Here is a 17,801-nt window from a genome sequence, read left to right as displayed (position 1 = left end):
CGGCAACCGTCAGGTCTTGAGCTCTTTCTTCTTCGCGGCGGGGAACAGCACGTTATTGAGCAGCAACCGGTATCCCGGCGAGTGGGGATGCAACGACAAATCGGTCGGTGCGTCACCAATCTGGTGCTGGGGGTCTTCCGGATCGTGCCCCCCGAAGAACGCCCAGGTCCCCTGCCCCCGCTCGCCCCGGATATACTTGGCCCACGGCGCCCCAGGTTCATCCGCCAGTACCGTGATCCCCGGCTTGAGCCGGTTCTTCATGAACGATGTCGTCAGTCCGTAGAAATCCGGGATCACCTGTCGATGGTTCTGGACCAGCATGGTCGCCACCGGATCGATCTTGGCGCTGAAGTTGAAGAGGGTGAAGGAGCCGAGCGGTTGCCGCCGGTCCGGCGAGTTCACTTGATGACCGTCGATATCCGAGTACAACGCCATCGACGGACTCTGCTCGAGCCGGGCTCCCTGGAACGCCAGCGCTCGATCCCAATCCATCTTGCTCGTCGCATTTCCGTCCATCGGCGAGCCGTCGGCAAAGCTCGCGGCAATGTCGACCCCGTCGCTCGCGAGCGCCAAATCGAGGGTTTCGGTGGCCGTACACATCGCGAACAAGAACCCGCCTCGGTCGACGAACTGGTGGATCGCAAACGCCACGGCCCGCTTGTCGGCCGGCACATCCTTGAAGCCGAGTTTCCGCGCCATCCGCTCGTTCCGCTCGACCATGTCCTGGAGCCAGGGGGCGCCATTGTAGTTCAAGAAGAACTTCGAATACTGCCCCGTGAAGTCTTCATGGTGGAGGTGGAGCCAATCGAAGGTCCAGAGCTTGTCGCCAACCACCTCTTCATCCCAAATTTTCTCAAACTCGATCCCGGCATACTGAAGCGACATCGTCACGGCGTCATCCCACGGCGCGGCGCCCGGCGGCGCGTACACCGCGACCTTCGGCGCCTTCTCGAGCGGCACGGCGTCCATGTTGGCCTGCGCGATCTCGGCCTTGATCTGAAACACCGTCCCGCTATCGACCGGCTCGATGGTCACGCCGGCCAGCGCGGCATCCCGGGCCGTCGCACTGTCGCCGGGAAGCAGGAACGACCCCGCCCGATAGTTGAGGAACCACTCCGCTTTCCCGCCCCGCGCCAGCAGCCGGTAGGTCAGGCCGTACGCTTTGAGATGGTCGGACTGGGTCTCGTCCATCGGGACCAGAAAATGGTCGGCCAGTCGGCGCGGGGTGCCGGCCTCGGGCCACCGGGTGGCGGCCGCCAGCGAGGCGGCGCCAAGTTCGAGGAAACGCCGTCGGGGCATCATCCCGGGGGAATCGCTCCCTTCGCCATATCAAGGAGTCGGCGGGCCTGGGGCGCCACGGCACTGGTCGGATAGGCCACCAACAGTTCCTCGAGCCGTTCGATCGCCTGGGCCTTCCGGTCGGTGGCCACCAGAATCCGGGCCAACTCGTAACCCGCGGCCGCCGCACTGGCCGGAATCTTGAGCCCACAAACCTGCTGGAAGAGCCGCTCGGCGTCAGGCCGGCTGCCCAGGCCGCCATGGACCCGGCCGGCCAGCAAGAACACCTCGGCCCCGCCCCGATCCGGCGGCAGCGTGGCCGCCACCAGTTCGAGGTCGCCCGCCGCGCCCACGCTGTCGCGCCGCTCGAGCTTGAGCAGCGCTCCGCCTAACGTCGGCAGACTGTCCTCGTCGATCACCTGGATCAGCGACAACGCCGTCGTTCGGGAGACCGACGCGTCCCGGGCCCCGGCAAACGGCCCGGCCATTCGCATCAGACTCGAGGCTTCGCCGAGATCCCCGAGGTAGAGCCGGATTCGCCCGCGCACCGCCAGACCTTCAACCGTACTGTCCTGGGCCACCGCGTGCTCGGCCCGATCGAGCTTCCCGGCCCCGATCCACCCCTCCGCCAACCGAACTTGAAGGCCCGCCCGCTCCTCCTCGGCCAGCACGGCCTTGAGCTGGCCGAACTGCTTGGTAGCTTCCTCCATCTTCCCTTCAGCTACCAGCACCGTCACCAGCGTCGACGTCGCCGACGCGGCCATCGTTGGTGACGCTTTCGGATCGGCCGCCAGCCGCGACAGCATCCGCCGGGCCGACCCCTGATCGCCGGCGTCCGCATAGGCCTGGGCCGATTCGAGCCAGTACCGAGTGGCTTGCCCCGGCACCTTGGTGCCTAACAGTTCGAGCGCAATCCCTTTTGCCATCCCGAACTCCCGGCCGGCTTGCCCCCGGATTTCATCGAGCCCGTCCTGCAAAGCCTCAACCGACTGCTCCGCCAGCACCAGCATGGCGCGTTCAATCCGCCGGATCCCGCCCACTGGGTCGCCCCACCGAATCGTCAGCGTCGCCGCAATCCGTTCTGCCTGGCCGCTCTTGGCCTGATCGAGCTGCCGAAGCACCGTCGGTCGGCCGGCCACGGCAGCCTGCGCCAGGAGAGAGACCGCGGCGGACCGATACGGCGGCGTCTTCAGAACCGCCACCAGCCACTCCCGAACCGCTGTCTCGTAGTCGGACTCAATCGTGGCCAACTGGGCGAGTTCCGCGGCCAGCGCGTCACGGCCAAGGCGTTCCCGGCCCAGGAGATAGGCGGCCTTGGCCTGAATCCGGTCGCGGGCGCCGAGGGCGGCCGACCCCCATTCCTGATACGGCGACTCGGACCCGGGCTCCGCCGCCACCCACCGATCGACAATGGGCCGGACGCTGTCAGCCAAACCCGCCACGGCGTACACCCGAACGGCAATCCCGAACAGCGCGCCGGACGGATCGCCGCTGCCAAGGGCCCGCCGAACCGAAGGGACCATATCGGCCACTTTGTTCTGCGGGGTCAACGACCGTTCCAAACCCAGCAGGGCCCCGAGGTCGGCGGGGCGAGCAGCCAGCATGGTTCGGTAGATCTCGGCGGCGGCCCCGTGTTGTCCGCGCCGCTCCAAGTCGAACGCGCGGGTCGCCGGATCCGGAGGGCGGTCCTGAGCCCCGGCCGCGGTTCCCACGAGGACCGAGAGGCACCCGACGACCCGGACCCAGCCGATCACGGCTTGCCTTGGGCGGTCAGACGGCGGAAGTAGTCGGTTACCAGCCGCCGCTCTTCGGGACTCAGCCGCTGCAGCTCGTCCCAACTCGGCAACCGAATCTGGCCGGAGCGGTCGAGCAGTCGCCGGAGCGAGACCGGAATGCTCAACGAATCAGTCTTGGCCGTCGTGCTTTCCCGTTCCTTCTTTTCGTCTTTTTCTTCGCCCTGCAAAGTCCGGCCGGCGTCGAGCATTCGCTTGAACAGACGTTCCTGGCGGTCCACCGTTTCGCGGTCGATCCTCCCCGCCTCGAGCTTGCGGGCCAGCTCGCGGGCTTCTTCGGCCAAGTCGCGGGTGCCGGGGGCCTGGGTCTCGGCCCGAAGCCGTTCTAAATCCCGGGCCAACTGCCGCTGCCGCTGGGCCATGGCCTGAAGCTGCCCCTGCATTTGCTGGCTGGCGAGCATGGACAACAGATTGTTGCCCTCTTGGCTCATGCTGCCCTGCTGGCCGGCCATCTGCTGCATCTTTTGCATCGCCTCGGCCAGGCCGGAGCCGGAGGAGGACCCTTGCACGTCGTCCCGGGCCCGAAGCATCTGGAACGCCGCCACATTGAGCGCGTCGACCGCCTCGCCCGCTTGCTCCGCCGCCTCCCGCAGGTTGGCCGATGCCGAGGAAATCGCTTCGCGGGCCCGGGCCATCTGGAGCCGGGCCTGGACCAAGGACACCCCGATCTGGGGCGACACCAACGCGTTCTTGCCGCTCACCGCCAGGACCTGCTCGACGATCTTCTGGACGCCTTCTTCCAGCACCCCTTGTTCGAGCCGTGATTGCGCGATCGAGGTGCCCCGACCGACCGAGTTGCTCACCGCCAACTGTCGCTGGCTCAACCGGGCGGTTTCCGCCAACGCCCGGTCCAGTGCATCGATCACTTCCTGGCGCCATTCATCCTGTTGATCGTCCTTCTGCTCTTTCACGTCCTTCTGAACCTCTTCCATCTTGGCCGCGGCATCCTCGCCCTGCTTTTTCGCCGCCTGCTTCTTGCCGCTCTTGGCGGACTTCGCGGCATCCCGCATCGACTGCGCGGCCTGCTTGGCCTGTTGGGCGCTCTCCTTGAGGGCCTCCTGGCGTTCCTCCTGCTTCATCTGCTTGGCCGCCTGCTCCAAACCCTGGGCCACCGAATCGGCCCGCTCGGCCAGGGCCTGTTCCTTTGCGCCGGCCGCGGAACTGTCCGCCTGATTGACCTGTTCGTTCCAATTCTTCTGCTGCTCCGCCACCTCTTTCGACTCTTGCTCCAAACTGCCGAGTTCGCCCTCGAGGGCCGCCCGCTTGAAGAGCTCACGGGTCCGCTCCAAAGCCTCTTTGAGTTTCTCCTGGGCGTCGGCGAGCTTTTTCAGCGCGTCTTTGGTTCCCTGGGGATCGAGATTCTTGAGCGCCTCCCGCAGTTCGTCGAGCCGCTTCCGCATCTCCGGCGTCAACGCCTTGTCGAGTTGTTGGCGGATGTCGTCGAGTTGCTTCCGGAAGGCCGAATCGGCCACCCCGCTCTTCTCGGTAGCCCGATCGAGCTGTTCAAGTTGGTCCTTCAGCCCTTCGGCCTGATCCATCAGGTCCTGCTGGTCGCGCGCCACTTGCTCGGCCTTCTTGGCCTCCTCGAATCCGAGGGACGGATCGCCCTTGTCCGACGAATTCCGCTGCCGCTCGCGGCTCAGGTCTTCGGTTTCGCGCTGGAGTTGCTTGGCCTGGTTGACCAGCGAGTCGATGATCTTGGCGACTTGCTTGGATGCCGATCGTTGCTCGGCTCGGGCTTCGACCGTAGTCGGGACCACCAAGACGAACGTCCGGGACCGGGTCACGTTGGCCTGCGGGGCGTTGTCCCGCACCACCACCCAATAGGCGAGCGTGTCACCGGCGGTCAACGCAAAGCGGGCCAAGTCGAGCCGAGTCGAGAGCAATGCCCGGTCGGTCCCGGTGGAGGGCAACGGAATGGCGTTGCTCATCGGCGCCGAACCAGAGCGTCCGAGCTGCGCCATGACGACGACCGACGCCAAACCGTGATCGTCACGGGCGTCGATGACCAACGCCAGCTCGTTGCCTAACACCGGCATGGTGTCCTGGCCGGGAACCGGCACGTCGACCTCCGGGGCCCGGTCCGGCACCACCACGACCGGGATGCGGATCGGATCGCCGCCGATCGGCGCGCCGTCGGCCGTCTGGAGTTCGAGTTCGAGCACGCCGGTTGCCCGGGGCAGGACCGCCCCCCGGAATTCCCGGCCCCTGACGTCGAGGGGCACCGACGCCCCGCCGAGGTTCCACTGGGCCACGGCCAAGTCGGCGGTACTTTCCCCCACGGTCGAAAGCCTCGTCCCGGCCGGCAGCAGCAACGTGTCACCGGTGGTGGGAAGGGTCTCGTCCTCGAGCCGCAGGTAGGCCGGGTAGTTCGCCGTCACCGCCAATCTTCCGAGGAAGGCCGGCATCCTGACATGCACCAAGACGGTGTCGGAGGTCCGGCCGCCGCTCTGTAGCAAGGCGTAGAAATCTCCTTCGAGCGGCCCGATGGTCTTCGTGGCGCGGCCGGTGGAGTCAAGAGCCACCGACTCGGACCGCCACGGCTCGCCTTTGGCTCGGAGCCATAACTCCGCGTCGCTCCGGCCCGCCGCCCGGAGGTCGAGCCGGACCGACTCGCCCCGATCGACTGTGGTCCGATCGGACATTAGTTGCACGGGCGCCAGAAACGACGCCCAGGCCGCCCCTGGCGACCACAGCTGGCGGCCCACCCCGCGATGGGGGCCGACGGCCGCGAACCCCACGACGCCCGCGGCCAGCGCCCAGTGACCAATCCGGGCCCACCCGGCCCATCGGCGGCGTTCCGGCTCGAGCGCCGCGGCCCCGCGTTCGCCTAACGAGGTGGCACAGGACTGGTCCGCGGCGGCGAGCAGCTCGAGGCTGGTCCCCTCGGAGGTTGCCTCCAGCAGCGACGTGACCGCGCCGTGGCGCCAGCCCCCGCTCCGCTCGACCGTGAGCGCGACCGTGGTGGCGGAAAAATGCCGCCAGACCCGTCGGCCCACGATGACCGACAGGCCGGCCGCCAGGAAGGCCAGCAGCCACGCCACCACCACCCACAACGGCGATCGGACGATCCCGAGCCGGGCGAGCCAGGTCGGGACCGCAAGGCCCGTCAGCACCAGCGCCAGGCCGCCGACACCGACGAGCCGCACGCCGGCCTGCCGAAGCGGGGCCACCAGTTGCGCCAGCGCGGCCGGAGTCAGGCGCGGGGCCATCTACCGTCCTCCGACCGCATACGTGAACAGATTGATCCCCATCCGGAGGGCGGCCTCATGCTTCTCAGGCGGATCCTTGTGCACGTCGGGATCCTCCCAGCCATCGCCCAAATCACTTTGGTAGCTGTAATAAAGGACCAAGCGGCCGTCGATGAAGATCCCGAACCCTTGAGCCGGCTTTCCGTCGTGCTCGTGAATCTTGGGGAGCCCTTTCGGAAATTCGTACACGATCCGGTAGACCTGATGATCCCACGGCACTTCCGTCAACGGCCGGCCTGGAAAGAGCCGGGCGATCTCTCGCCGAATCGACTCGTCCATGCCGTAGTTGTCGTCCACATGAAGAAACCCGCCCTGCTCCAGGTACCGACGGAGCACCGGGAGTTCCCGCTCGTTCCATTTGACATTGCCGTGCCCCGTCATGTAGAGATAGGGAACCTGCCAGACATCGTCATCGAGCAATTGGACGACTTTTTCGCGGCTCGCCATCCGGAATGGGGTCCGCTCTCCGACCGCTTTGAGCAGGTTGGGCAGGCTCGAGGGGTTGGCGTACCAATCGCCGCCGCCGTCGTAGTGGAGGCGACCGATCGTCATCGGTTCCTGGCCCGACAGAGGGCCGGCACCCGACGCGACGGCCACCGCCACGATCCAACCCTTCATTGGTCCCCTCATTCTTCCATCGCCAGTCGATAGCTCTCGTTCCGGGAAAGCCCGAACGCGTCCGCCACGGCCTTGGCCACCCGACTTCGCTCGATCCCCGACTGCACCAACGAACGGGCAATGAGCCGAGCCGGGCCCTCGTCTGGCACCGGGTCGACCGAAGGAGCCCCTGCCACCACGACCGTGACCTCACCGCGGATCTCGGCTCCTGCAAATCGAAGCCGCAATTCCTCCAAGGTCCCTCGTCGATATTCCTCGAATCGCTTGGTCATTTCCCGGCCCACGAAGGCCGGTCGTTCCGGCCCGCACACCGCCACCAGATCCGCCAGCAGTTCACCCAAGCGGCCCGGGGCCTCGAAGCACACTACAGAAAACTCAGCGGTTTGGATCCGAGCGAGCCACCCATCACGCTCCGCCCCCTTCCGGGGCCCGAAGCCAAGAAAGAGATACCGGTCCGCCGGCATCCCCGAGGCCATCAACGCCGTCCCCACCGCGGAGGGCCCGGGGATCGGGACCACCGCGAATCCCGCCGCCAGGACCGCCGCGACCAAGCTCGGCCCGGGATCGCTCACCCCGGGCGTTCCGGCGTCCGTGGCCAAGGCAACATCCGCCCCGCCAGCCAACAGCGCCACGATTTCTTCGAGACGGTGCCGATCGGAGTGGGCGTGGCAGCTGATCAGCCGGGCCTCGGAGCCGGCATGGTCCCGAAGCTTCCGAGTTTCCCGAGTGTCTTCCGCCGCGATGACCGATACCCGCCGCAGCGTATCGGCCCCCCGGGGCGACAAGTCGCCGAGGTTCCCAATCGGCGTCGCGAGGACAAAAAGAGTTCCAGCCATCACCCCCCCGCAGCCGAGCGTCGAGTGCCGAGTGCCGAGTGCCGAGCGCCGAGTGCCGAGTGCCGAGTACCGAGTGCGCCCTATGCCGCGTGCTTGTTGATGCGGTCCTGCAGCGCGTTCTTCTGCACCAACCCGACCACGGTGTCCACGTGCTTGCCATCAAGGAAGAACAGCAAGGTCGGGATCGACCGAACGTTGAACCGCATCCCGGTTCGCTGGTTCGCATCGACGTCCAATTTGGCGATCTGCACCTTGCCCGGATTGGACTTCGCCAAGTCCTCCAGAATCGGGGCTATTGCCCGGCACGGGCCGCACCATTCCGCCCAAAAATCCACGATTACGAGGCCTGTGGCCTGCTCGACGCTGGCCGCGAAGGTCTCGTCGGTAACGTGGGTAATCATCTCGCTCATCGACGACCTCATTTGGTGAACCATGTTAATTTGCCTACCGAACGTTCCCGTGACGCCCCCTCTGGAGGCACCGTGTTTTCGAAATCCCAGATTGCTCATATCGGCGTCGCGGTCGCCGACATCGACCAGAGCCTGGCGTTCTATCGCGAGGTCCTCGGCCTCGAACCCCATCACGGACCGGAGGAACGAGACGGCGCCACCATCGTCTCGCTGTCCTTCGGCGAATCCGAGGTCGAGCTGCTGCAGCCCATCGGCCCCGATGGACCGATTGCCAAGTTCCTGGCCAAGCGGGGCCCCGGCATCCACCACGTCTGCTACCGGGTCATCGACCTCGACGCCGCCCTGGCCCGCTGCCGGGCCGCCGGATACCGCCTGATCGACGACCAGCCCAGGATCGGCGTTGGCGGCAAACGGATCGCCTTCATCCACCCGCAGGCCACCACCGGGATCCTGATTGAGCTTACCGAATAAGTCCGCCCGGCCCGCTCAGGTTCCCGTGGCGCCTTGGCACGACCGACCCGGCACCCCCGCGGCGTTCAGATCGATCGCGTTCACGAGCCAGGCGCCTTGCTTGGTCCGGATCATCGTGAACGGAACGGTCTTGACGCACCCGTCGCGGGCTAACTCGATCAAGAGAACCCGGCGGTCGCCCTTCGCCAGCCCTGGATTCTCACCCACGACTTTCGAGGCGCCGCCTTTCAGATACGCGTGCATCACCGCAACCCGCTGGAGCCAGTTGTTCGGCGCATTGGTGGCCATCGCGGATCCCTTCGCGGTGCCCCAGAGATCGCCCATTTGCGAGAAGTTGCTGTCGGCAACCGCCCGCAAGAACGCCGACGCCACGGCCGCCGGAGCCGTGGCCGGAGCGACCGCCAGGGTCTCAACCTTGATTGAGCAACCGGTCACCAGCACTACCGCCAATAACCATTTTCGCACTGTGTCTCCCCGTGCCTGCATTGGGCGAAAGTAAATCGACCCGGAGGTCCTCTGCAATGCGTCTCTATATCAATATCGATCACGTCGCGACCATTCGAGAGGCGCGAAAGACGACCGAACCCGATCCCGTCGAGGCCGCCCGGATCGCCGAAACCGCCGGGGCCGACGGGATCACCGCCCATCTCCGCGAGGACCGCCGGCACATCAATGACCGGGATATCGACCGGTTGGCGGCCGCGGTCACGACGGTCCTCAACTGCGAACTGGCCCTCGCGCCCGACGTGGTGGCCCTGGTGATCAAGCTCCGGCCCTTCCAGGTAACCCTGGTTCCCGAGCGCCGGCAGGAGGTCACGACCGAGGGCGGCCTCGACCTCTCCGGTGACACCAGCCGGCTTCGGGCGGTCATCGACCAATTGGCCGAAGCGGGCTCCCGGGTCAGCCTCTTTATCGACCCGGATCGAGCCACCATCGACCAGGCCAAGGCACTCGGCGTTCCGGCCATCGAGCTTCACACCGGTCGGTATGCGCGAACCTATGCCGCTTCCAGTACTGCCCTTGCCGATCTCCGGACCGCGGCCGGCTACGCCGCCGCGCTCGGCCTCGCGGTGCACGCCGGTCATGGCCTGACGTATGCGAACACCGCTGCGGTGGCAGCCATTCCGGAAATCGAGGAACTGAATATCGGCCACAGCGTCGTCAGTCGTGCCGTGATGAGCGGGATGTACGGCGCCGTGTCGGAAATGAGCCGGATCGTAAGAACCAGCCGGCCTCCTCGTTGACCAGACCCCGAGAGGCGGCCTACTCTTCAGGGATGAACGTGCCGTCCGGCCGCCTCCAATGCTTCGTGCTCGAAGCCTCCCATTACTTGGAGCGTCTGGCGGGTATCGCCGCTCGGCCTGCCGCCCCGGACGGCCCCATGGCCATCCGCCGAGCGGCCGCCGCGGTGTCCCGGCTGGTCCGGGATATCGCAGACGACGGCCAGGCGAGCGGTGAGACCCCCGAAACCGAGATCGTTCCGATCGAATCCCTCGCGCCCGACGAGCCGGCGCTGCCGGCGGCCAGGACGGATTTCGAAACGAGCTTCTCGACGTACCATCGACCCCAGGCCATCGCACCGGCCTCGGAAGAGATCGAGACCGACGTCGTGCCGATTGGCGCGCTGCTTTACCGCGGCCGAGCCGCGCTCCTTCGCGCCGACGATGTCCGTCGCGAGTTGAGCGGCGCCCTCAAACGGAACCTTCCCTTCCACGGCATCGAGCCCCTCGTGAGCGAACTGATCGACCTCGTCCCCCTCGCCCTTGAAGACTAAGACAATCGCCGGTCTCATCGGGGCGATCGTGACGATCGCCCTGCTCAGCTGGGTTCTCAAGGATGTCGCCTTCGCCGACGTGTGGCAGAGCGCCCGGCAGGCGAACTGGCTGTACCTGAGTATTGCCGTCGCCCTCGCCACTCTGAGCTTCGCGGTGCGAGTGCCCCGGTGGCAGATCCTCCTTCACAACGACGACGGCACGACCATCCCCCCGTTGCCGCTTTGGCATGGGATCGCCATCGGGTTCATGGCGAACAACCTGATTCCATTTCGCGCCGGCGAAGTGCTTCGCGCCATCGCGATCAATCGACTGGCCAAAGCCGGCGTTGCCAGTGCCCTCTCCTCACTCGTCGCCGAGCGCCTGTTCGACGGGATCACCATCATCGCCTTGATGTTCGTCGGCCTGCTCACCGCCGGGATTCCGGCAACAGCGGAAATCAACGGGTTCCCGGTGGCCACCCTGGCAGGTCGGCTCGCGATTGCCCCGGCCATCCTCCTCCTGGCCTGCATCGCGACCCTGGCGTTCCCAGAGCTTGCCAAGCGGATCGTCCGCGCGGTCATTCCCTCGCCCAAATTCGTGGAACGGCTGTCCCAGTTCATCGACGGGATCCGGGCCGGCCTTGGGGCCCTGACCTCGCCAACCCGAGTACTCGGCGCCGCGGGATGGTCCATCGTCCATTGGCTCAACAACGCCCTCGCCTTCTACGTCGCCTTCAAGGCGTTCGGCATCGACGTCAGCTTCGGTGGGGCATTGCTGATGCAGAGCCTCCTGGTGGTGCTCATCGCCGTCCCGTCGACGCCCGGGTACTTCGGGGTCTTTGAGTCCGGCATTAAGGCCGTCCTGATCGTCTTCGGCGTCGACGCCAACACGGCGGTGGCCTATGCCCTGACTTTCCACATCACCACGTTCATACCGATTACCGTGCTCGGCTTGTGGTCGCTGTCCCGAACGCCGATCACCCTGACCGCCGCCTCCGAAGCCCCCTCACCTCCAGCCAGCCGGTGACCGAGCCGACGCTGACGGGCAAGGCCCCGGCCAAGCTCAACCTGTTCCTCAGGGTCCTCGCTCGGGAACAGTCCGGGTACCATGGCATCGAAACCTTGTTCTGCCGGATCGGCCTGGCCGACGACATCTCGGTCACGCTCGCCGAGCCTTCCGCGGGTGTTCAGCTCGAAGTCGACGGCCCCGACCTCGGCCCCCTGGAAGAAAACCTGGCGTTTCGGGCCGCCGAAACGGTCCTCAATGCAACGGGACGACGATTCGGCCTCCGGGTCAGGCTCCGCAAGCAGATTCCGGTCGCCGCCGGGCTCGGGGGCGGCTCCTCCGACGCCGCCACCGTGCTCGAACTCGGCAATCAACTCGCCGGTAATCCGATCCCGCGGGCCGAACTGCTCCACTACGCCAGCCGGCTCGGTGCCGATGTGCCGTTCCTCCTGTCCGGCGCATCATTGGCCCTGGCGTGGGGCCACGGCGAGCGGCTCCTCCGGCTTCCGGCGCTCCCGTCCGCACCAGTTTTGTTGCTGGTTCCTCCGGTTGGGATCAGTACGGCCACCGCGTACGGCTGGGTCGATCAAGCCCGGCAAAGCGCCGCCCCGCGGGGTGCGCTGGCCCTGGATCTCGACAGTGTCAGTCGATGGAGCGACATCGCCCGGATGGCTGGCAATGATTTTGAGTCGGCGGTCTTCGGCCGCGAACCGAAGATCCGCGAGGCATTCGAGGCTTTGGCCCGGACCCAGCCGCTGCTCTGCCGGATGACGGGGTCCGGATCGACGGTGTTCGCGCTCTACCGGACCGTCCGGGATCGGGACGATGCCAAGATGATGTTAGGCAAGAAACATGGTTTGACCCTGGCGACCGACACCGGGTGAAGGCCTACCGCTTCCGGCTCGGCACCACCACCTCGACCTGCCACTCAGCCCCCCGCCCCACCCGGTACCGGCTCGCGAAGCTCGCCTGATTGAGGGCAAACGCCAGGTCGAGCAAGCTGTCGAGGTATGCCAACGGCCGGTCCCGCCCCACCGCACCAAAACTCTTGACGAAGGGCAGCCGGCCTTGGAATCGGATCGTCCCACCCGATCGGATCGTCACGGCAAGGGAGTCGCCAAGCCGGACCCCGGCGCTGTCGAGCACCCCGGCGCGGATATTCGTCCAGACGTTGCCAAAGGGCTGATCGAGGGCCAGGATCGTACCCCGAATCACCGAGCCCACCGCGACCGGCGCGGCGTGGGGCAACTCCACCACTCCGCCTGCGACGAGCGGCCCGACCCCCTCGAAATCGATCGCGCCCGCCGCCAGTCGGGCGCCCGTATAGGCGAAGATGTCGCGGCCGTGAAAGGTATGCGACCGTTCCGAGCCCACCAGCCGATTGATCGTTTCGTCGATCTCCCGAACCGCCGCAATCCCGAGCCGCTCCGCCACGAAGGTGAAAGTGCCGTTATCGGGCCCCACGAAGAAATGCCCGGTCTTACTCTGAACAACGACGGCCCGCCGCGCGGTCCCCACGCCCGGATCGACAATGGACACGAAGACCGTGCCGGTCGGCCAGAACGGAGCCGCCTGCTGCAACCGAACGGCCGCTTCCCAGACATCGTAGGGCGGAATCAGGTGGGTCAAGTCGAAGATCCGAAGGTTCCGGTCCACCGAAAACGCCACACCCTTCATTTCCGCGATGCTGCCTTCAGCCAGTCCAAAATCCGTTTGGAGGAGGAGCGCGGGTTGACTTGCCACCGGTCGGACCATGGGGCCGGTGACGGCCGCGGCCGCGAGCAAAACCAGGCGAAAGAGGTTATTCATGGGCCGTATCTTACTCGGGGATACCCTCGACAGCGACCAGCCCTTTGACTAACTGCTTTGGCCGGTTGAGATTAACGGCCTCGTGCTGGCCCCTCGTCCAATGGCAGGACATCAGACTTTGACTCTGAGAATGGTGGTTCGAATCCACCGGGGCCAATTGAACCACCCCCTGCCAGGTTGCCCCAAACCCTGTCCTGGGCTATAGTTAGGGGCTATGGCTCTGCCGAACCAATCCCTGGTCTTAAGCCCCATGATGCTCCTCTCGGGTACCGCGAATCGGGCCCTGGCGGAGGAAGTGGCCAGAGAACTTAATCAGCCGCTCTGCAAGGCAACGATCCGGCGGTTCGCCGATGGGGAGATTTTCGTCAAGATCGACGAGAATGTCCGGGGCCGGGATGTCTACATCATTCAGCCAACCAACCCACCGGGCGACAACCTGCTCGAGTTGTTGCTGTTGATGGATGCGGCTCGGCGGGCCAGCGCGGCCCGAATTACGGCGGTCATTCCGTACTTCGGCTACGCCCGGCAGGACCGCAAGGACCAACCGCGGGTCGCGATTAGTGCCAAGCTGATGGCCAACATGGTGTCGATTGCCGGCGCCGACCGGGTCCTGGCTATCGACTTCCATCAGCACCAGATGCAAGGCTTTTTCGACCTGCCGGTCGATCACTTATACGCGGCCCCGGTGTTCGTGAACCACTACCGCCAGAAAAATCTCAAGGATCTCGTGGTGGTGGCCTCGGATGCGGGCGGCGCAAAAATGGCCCGGAGTTTCGCCAAGCGATTGAATGGCTCGTTCGCCATTATCGACAAACGCCGGACGGCGGCCAATGTCGCGGAGGTCGTCAACGTCGTCGGCGACGTCGACGGCAAAGACGTCCTGATCCCGGACGACATGATCGACACCGGCGGCACCATGGCCGAGGCGATCGTCGCCCTGAAGCGGCTCGGTGCGCGAGATATCTACGTCTGCGCCACCCATGCCCTGCTGAGTGGTCCGGCGGTCGAACGGCTGGTGAATTCGCCGGTCAAGGAAGTGGCGGTTACGAACACGATTGCCCTGCCGGAATCGAAGCGGTTCGACCGGCTCAAAGTTCTCTCGATCGCCGGCCTCCTGGCCAAAGCGGTTGGCTACACCCACAGCGACCAATCGGTCAGCTCGCTGTTCGATTGACACCGAAGGACGAGGCACGACATGGCTAAGGCAGCTCTTCTCAGCGCGAACATCCGAACCGGGGCCGGCAAAGGCGCCGCCCGTTCCCTCCGCCGCAGCGGCAAAATTCCCGCGATCGTCTACGGACGCGGCCGGGAGGCCGAGTCGCTCGAACTCGATGCGGTGGCCCTCGAACGGCTGCTGACCAAGGTCCGGGCCGGCAACACCCTCCTCGACGTCACCGTCGCGGACCGCCAGCCGATCAAGGCCCTGATTCGCGAAATCCAGCGAAACCCGGTTCGGCCGAGCGACATTCTCCACGTCGACCTGTACGAGGTCCACGCCGACGAAGCGATTGCCGTCGAGGTGCCGCTCAAGTTCGTCGGAACCGCCGAAGGCGTTCGCAATAGCGGCGGTGTCTTCGAAGCCGCCTTGCACCAGATCGAAATCAAAGTCCTTCCGGGCGATATTCCGGAGTACGTCGAGGTCGACGTCACCGCCTTGGGCCTCGGCCAGTCCCGTCACGTAAGCGATCTCGTGGCCGGCAAGTTTGAGATCATGACCGATGGGGCCGTCACGATCTGTCTCGTCGTGTCGCCGAAGGCCGAAGAAGTGGCCCCGGTCGCCGCCGCCGATGAGGCGCCGGCGTCCGAGCCCGAGCTCATCCGCAAGGCCAAGGCGACCGACGAGGACGAGGACGCCAAAAAGGACTAGGCCCTGCGGACCATCCTTGGGCTCGGCAATCCGGGCCCCGAATACGATGGCACCCGGCACAACGCTGGGTTTGCGTTGGCCGACCATCTCGCGGCCCGCTGGGGCCTCGGTGCCTTTCGCCGGGACGGACAAGCTCGTGCGGTTCGAGGGTCGGTTCGCGGTCGGGCGGTTGAGTTGTTGAAGCCCCAGACTTACATGAATCGCAGCGGGGCCATCCTCGGCCCGCTGCGGGCCCGAACGGGGTTTGATCCGGGTCGGGACCTCCTGGTATTGGTCGATGAGGTGGCGCTGCCGGTCGGCCGGTTCCGGCTCCGGGCCAAGGGCTCGGCCGGCGGCCACAACGGGCTGAAGAGCCTCGAAGGTTCGCTCCGGACTCAGGACTACGCCCGGCTCCGAATCGGGGTGGGTCCGATCCCACTGGACTATGACGACATGGCGGACTTCGTGCTCGGTGGGTTCGATCGCGAGGAGGCCCGTACGATAGAGTCGTTGCTCGATCCGATGGCGGACGCCGTCGAGTGTTGGCTCGCTGACGGGATCGAAACCGCCATGACTCGGTACAACAAGAATCCCAAGCCGACTGAGCCCTGACCCCACCCCGATAGGCTGCGGCTCATGATTGCAAACCTCACCCTCTATGCGTTGGCGATCGGCATCGTTGGCCTAGTCGCCACGTTTTTGACCTTTGCAGGGATGTGCCAGAAGCCGGCCGGCTCCGAGGCAATGAAAGACCTGGCCGAGCAGATCCATCTCGGCGCCATGGCCTTCCTCAGGGCCGAGTACCGAATTCTGCTCCCCTTCATTCTCGTCGTGGCCGGGCTGTTGGCCTGGGCGGTCGACCCCAAGACCGGCATCGCCTACGTCTTTGGGGGCCTCTGTTCGATCCTGGCCGGCTGGATCGGGATGCAGGGCGCCACCAAGGCCAACGTCCGGACGGCGGAGGCGGCCCGCGGTAGCGGCCAGGCGGCGGCTCTCAGCATCGCATTCTCCGGCGGAGCGGTCATGGGGCTTGCCGTAGCCTCTCTCGGCTTGGTAGGCATCGCCGTCGTCTTCATGTTCCTCGGGGCGCCTGAGGCCGCGGCCAATGCCCCGCTATTCTCCCAAATCATTTCTGGCTACGCCATGGGCGCCTCCTCGATTGCCCTGTTCGCCAGGGTCGGTGGCGGAATTTTTACCAAGGCCGCCGACGTCGGCGCCGACCTCGTCGGGAAACTCGAGGCCGGCATTCCCGAAGACGACCCCCGCAATCCGGCAACCATCGCCGACAATGTCGGCGACAACGTCGGTGATGTCGCCGGACTCGGCGCCGACATCTTCGAGAGCTACGTCGGGGCCATCATCGCGGCCGTCGCGTTGGCGGCGACCTCAACGCTGATCACCGACGACAATAAAATGACGGCCATGCTGCTCCCGGTGGCCTACACTGGAGCCGGTCTGGTTGCCTCGCTCATCGGGGTCCTGACCATGCGGCTTCTGGCGGCCGGCAACCCCGCCAATGCGCTCCGCCTCGTGACCGTCATCGCCGCCGGGCTCTTTCTGGTCTTCGCTTTTGTCTTGACCGGGATGATGCCGCTCGGCATGACCAACGAGGCCGGCATCGTCTACCCGCTCTATGGACCGTTCTGGGCGGTCGTCGCCGGGACGGTGTCCGGCATCCTGATCGGCCTCGCCACCGAGTACTACACCTCGAGCAAGCCGGTCGAGCGAATTGCCGAAGCGTCGAAGACCGGCCCGGCTACGAACCTGATCGCCGGCCTCGCCGTCGGGATGCAGTCCTGTGTCATCCCGGTGCTCCTGATCGCTGGAGCGATCTACGTCTCCTATGAGGTGGCCGGCCTCTACGGCATCTCGATTGCCGCTGTCGGCATGCTGGCGACAGTTGGCGTCACCATGACCGTCGATGCCTACGGACCGATTGCCGACAACGCCGGCGGCATCGCGGAGATGAGCCATCTCGGCGCCGACGTCCGGAAGATCACCGACGGGCTCGATGCCCTCGGCAATACCACGGCCGCGATCGGCAAGGGCTTCGCGATCGGCTCCGCGGCCCTGACGGCGTTGGCGCTGTTCAGCGCGTATGCCTCGGCGGTCGGACTCAACGCCACCGGGCTTAACCTGATCGACCCGATGGTCGTCATCGGCCTCTTTCTTGGCGGCGTGATGCCCTTCTTCATCGGCGCCTCGACGATGACCGCCGTGGGCCGGGCGGCCCAGGGAATGGTCGAGGAAGTTCGCCGGCAGTTCCGCGACATTCCTGGCCTGCTGGAGGGCAAACCTGGGGTCAAGCCCGACAGCGCCCGGTGCGTCGAGATTTCGACCAATGCAGCCCTCAGAGAGATGATTGTGCCCGGCATCTCCGCCCTGGCGTTGCCGGTCGTCGTCGGCGCCCTCCTCGGGGTGAAGGCGCTCGGCGGCCTGTTGGCCGGGGCCACCGTGACCGGCGTCATGATGGCCCTCTTCATGGCCAATGCCGGCGGCGCGTGGGACAACGCCAAGAAGTACATCGAGGCCGGGGCCCACGGCGGCAAGGGTTCCGACCCCCATCGGGCGGCCGTGGTCGGCGATACCGTCGGCGATCCGTTCAAGGACACCTCGGGCCCCGCCATGAACATCTTGATCAAGCTGATGAGCGTCGTCTCATTGGTGTTGGCGCCCTGGTTCGCAAGCCTGCACAAGTAGGCTCCCCGATCTTGGTTTCCCGAGAGCAAT

The 17,801-nt window shown here is 66.0% G+C and carries 17 protein-coding genes and 1 tRNA gene; 10 read left to right on the top strand and 8 right to left on the bottom strand.

Annotated elements, in window-relative coordinates; all coding sequences use genetic code 11:
* Positions 1-9 precede the first annotated feature (9 nt).
* The 6 genes from EXR94_03335 to trxA form a co-directional block, all read right to left on the bottom strand.
* Positions 10-1,191, bottom strand: coding sequence for an asparagine synthetase B (locus tag EXR94_03335; GenBank protein MSR01763.1), 1,182 nt, complete (start codon positions 1,189-1,191; stop codon positions 10-12).
* Between the two features lie 107 nt (positions 1,192-1,298).
* Positions 1,299-3,032, bottom strand: coding sequence for a hypothetical protein (locus EXR94_03330; protein ID MSR01762.1), 1,734 nt, complete (start codon positions 3,030-3,032; stop codon positions 1,299-1,301).
* Complete coding sequence (locus EXR94_03325) at positions 3,029-6,283, bottom strand: hypothetical protein (GenBank protein ID MSR01761.1); 3,255 nt, start codon at positions 6,281-6,283, stop codon at positions 3,029-3,031. Before EXR94_03325 ends, EXR94_03330 begins: the two co-directional genes overlap by 4 nt.
* Complete coding sequence (locus tag EXR94_03320; protein MSR01760.1) at positions 6,284-6,940, bottom strand: DUF4159 domain-containing protein; 657 nt, start codon at positions 6,938-6,940, stop codon at positions 6,284-6,286.
* A gap of 8 nt (positions 6,941-6,948) precedes the next feature.
* The gene (gene rsmI, locus EXR94_03315; protein ID MSR01759.1) at positions 6,949-7,776 is read right to left on the bottom strand and encodes a 16S rRNA (cytidine(1402)-2'-O)-methyltransferase; all 828 of its coding nucleotides are present in this window, start codon (positions 7,774-7,776) and stop codon (positions 6,949-6,951) included.
* An 80-nt stretch (positions 7,777-7,856) separates the two neighbouring features.
* Complete coding sequence (trxA, locus tag EXR94_03310) at positions 7,857-8,186, bottom strand: thioredoxin (GenBank protein ID MSR01758.1); 330 nt, start codon at positions 8,184-8,186, stop codon at positions 7,857-7,859.
* A 72-nt stretch (positions 8,187-8,258) separates the two neighbouring features.
* On the opposite strand from trxA, the gene mce reads away from it, so the two are divergent.
* Complete coding sequence (gene mce / locus EXR94_03305; protein ID MSR01757.1) at positions 8,259-8,657, top strand: methylmalonyl-CoA epimerase; 399 nt, start codon at positions 8,259-8,261, stop codon at positions 8,655-8,657.
* A gap of 15 nt (positions 8,658-8,672) precedes the next feature.
* Here mce and EXR94_03300 read toward each other — a convergent pair whose 3' ends face one another.
* Entirely contained in the window at positions 8,673-9,122 is a 450-nt protein-coding gene (locus tag EXR94_03300) for a hypothetical protein (GenBank protein MSR01756.1), read from the bottom strand.
* A gap of 56 nt (positions 9,123-9,178) precedes the next feature.
* Between EXR94_03300 and EXR94_03295 the strand changes: the two genes are divergently transcribed.
* From EXR94_03295 to ispE, 4 genes are read left to right on the top strand one after another with little or no spacing between them, the layout of a single operon-like run.
* Positions 9,179-9,901: a pyridoxine 5'-phosphate synthase gene (locus tag EXR94_03295; GenBank protein MSR01755.1), complete on the top strand. Its 723-nt coding sequence runs from the start codon at positions 9,179-9,181 to the stop codon at positions 9,899-9,901.
* 32 nt (positions 9,902-9,933) lie between these two features.
* Positions 9,934-10,431, top strand: a complete 498-nt coding sequence (locus EXR94_03290) for a hypothetical protein (protein MSR01754.1) — start codon at positions 9,934-9,936, stop codon at positions 10,429-10,431.
* Positions 10,421-11,437 carry a flippase-like domain-containing protein gene (locus EXR94_03285; protein MSR01753.1) on the top strand — a complete coding sequence of 339 codons (1,017 nt, stop codon included), beginning with the start codon at positions 10,421-10,423 and terminating at the stop codon, positions 11,435-11,437. Before EXR94_03290 ends, EXR94_03285 begins: the two co-directional genes overlap by 11 nt.
* On the top strand, positions 11,365-12,300 hold the full coding sequence (gene ispE / locus EXR94_03280) for a 4-(cytidine 5'-diphospho)-2-C-methyl-D-erythritol kinase (protein MSR01752.1): 936 nt from the start codon (positions 11,365-11,367) through the stop codon (positions 12,298-12,300). Before EXR94_03285 ends, ispE begins: the two co-directional genes overlap by 73 nt.
* A 4-nt stretch (positions 12,301-12,304) precedes the next feature.
* On the opposite strand, the gene EXR94_03275 is transcribed toward ispE, so the two are convergent.
* On the bottom strand, positions 12,305-13,171 hold the full coding sequence (locus EXR94_03275) for an acetolactate synthase (protein MSR01751.1): 867 nt from the start codon (positions 13,169-13,171) through the stop codon (positions 12,305-12,307).
* 140 nt (positions 13,172-13,311) lie between these two features.
* Between EXR94_03275 and EXR94_03270 the strand changes: the two genes are divergently transcribed.
* The 5 genes from EXR94_03270 (at position 13,312) to EXR94_03250 (ending at position 17,771) form a co-directional block, all read left to right on the top strand.
* Positions 13,312-13,382, top strand: a tRNA-Gln gene (locus tag EXR94_03270).
* Between the two features lie 57 nt (positions 13,383-13,439).
* Positions 13,440-14,399, top strand: coding sequence for a ribose-phosphate pyrophosphokinase (locus EXR94_03265; GenBank protein MSR01750.1), 960 nt, complete (start codon positions 13,440-13,442; stop codon positions 14,397-14,399).
* 21 nt (positions 14,400-14,420) lie between these two features.
* The gene (locus EXR94_03260) at positions 14,421-15,092 is read left to right on the top strand and encodes a 50S ribosomal protein L25 (protein MSR01749.1); all 672 of its coding nucleotides are present in this window, start codon (positions 14,421-14,423) and stop codon (positions 15,090-15,092) included.
* Positions 15,093-15,095: 3 nt separating this feature from the next.
* Positions 15,096-15,683, top strand: a complete 588-nt coding sequence (locus EXR94_03255; GenBank protein MSR01748.1) for an aminoacyl-tRNA hydrolase — start codon at positions 15,096-15,098, stop codon at positions 15,681-15,683.
* A 24-nt stretch (positions 15,684-15,707) separates the two neighbouring features.
* Entirely contained in the window at positions 15,708-17,771 is a 2,064-nt protein-coding gene (locus EXR94_03250) for a sodium-translocating pyrophosphatase (protein MSR01747.1), read from the top strand.
* The last annotated feature ends 30 nt before the right edge of the window (positions 17,772-17,801 follow it).

The organism is Gemmatimonadota bacterium, from assembly GCA_009692115.1.
Classification (GTDB): Bacteria; Gemmatimonadota; Gemmatimonadetes; order Gemmatimonadales; family GWC2-71-9; genus SHZU01.
The sequence above is the reverse complement of the archived record's forward strand: the minus strand, read 5'-3'. Positions and strand labels throughout refer to the sequence as shown.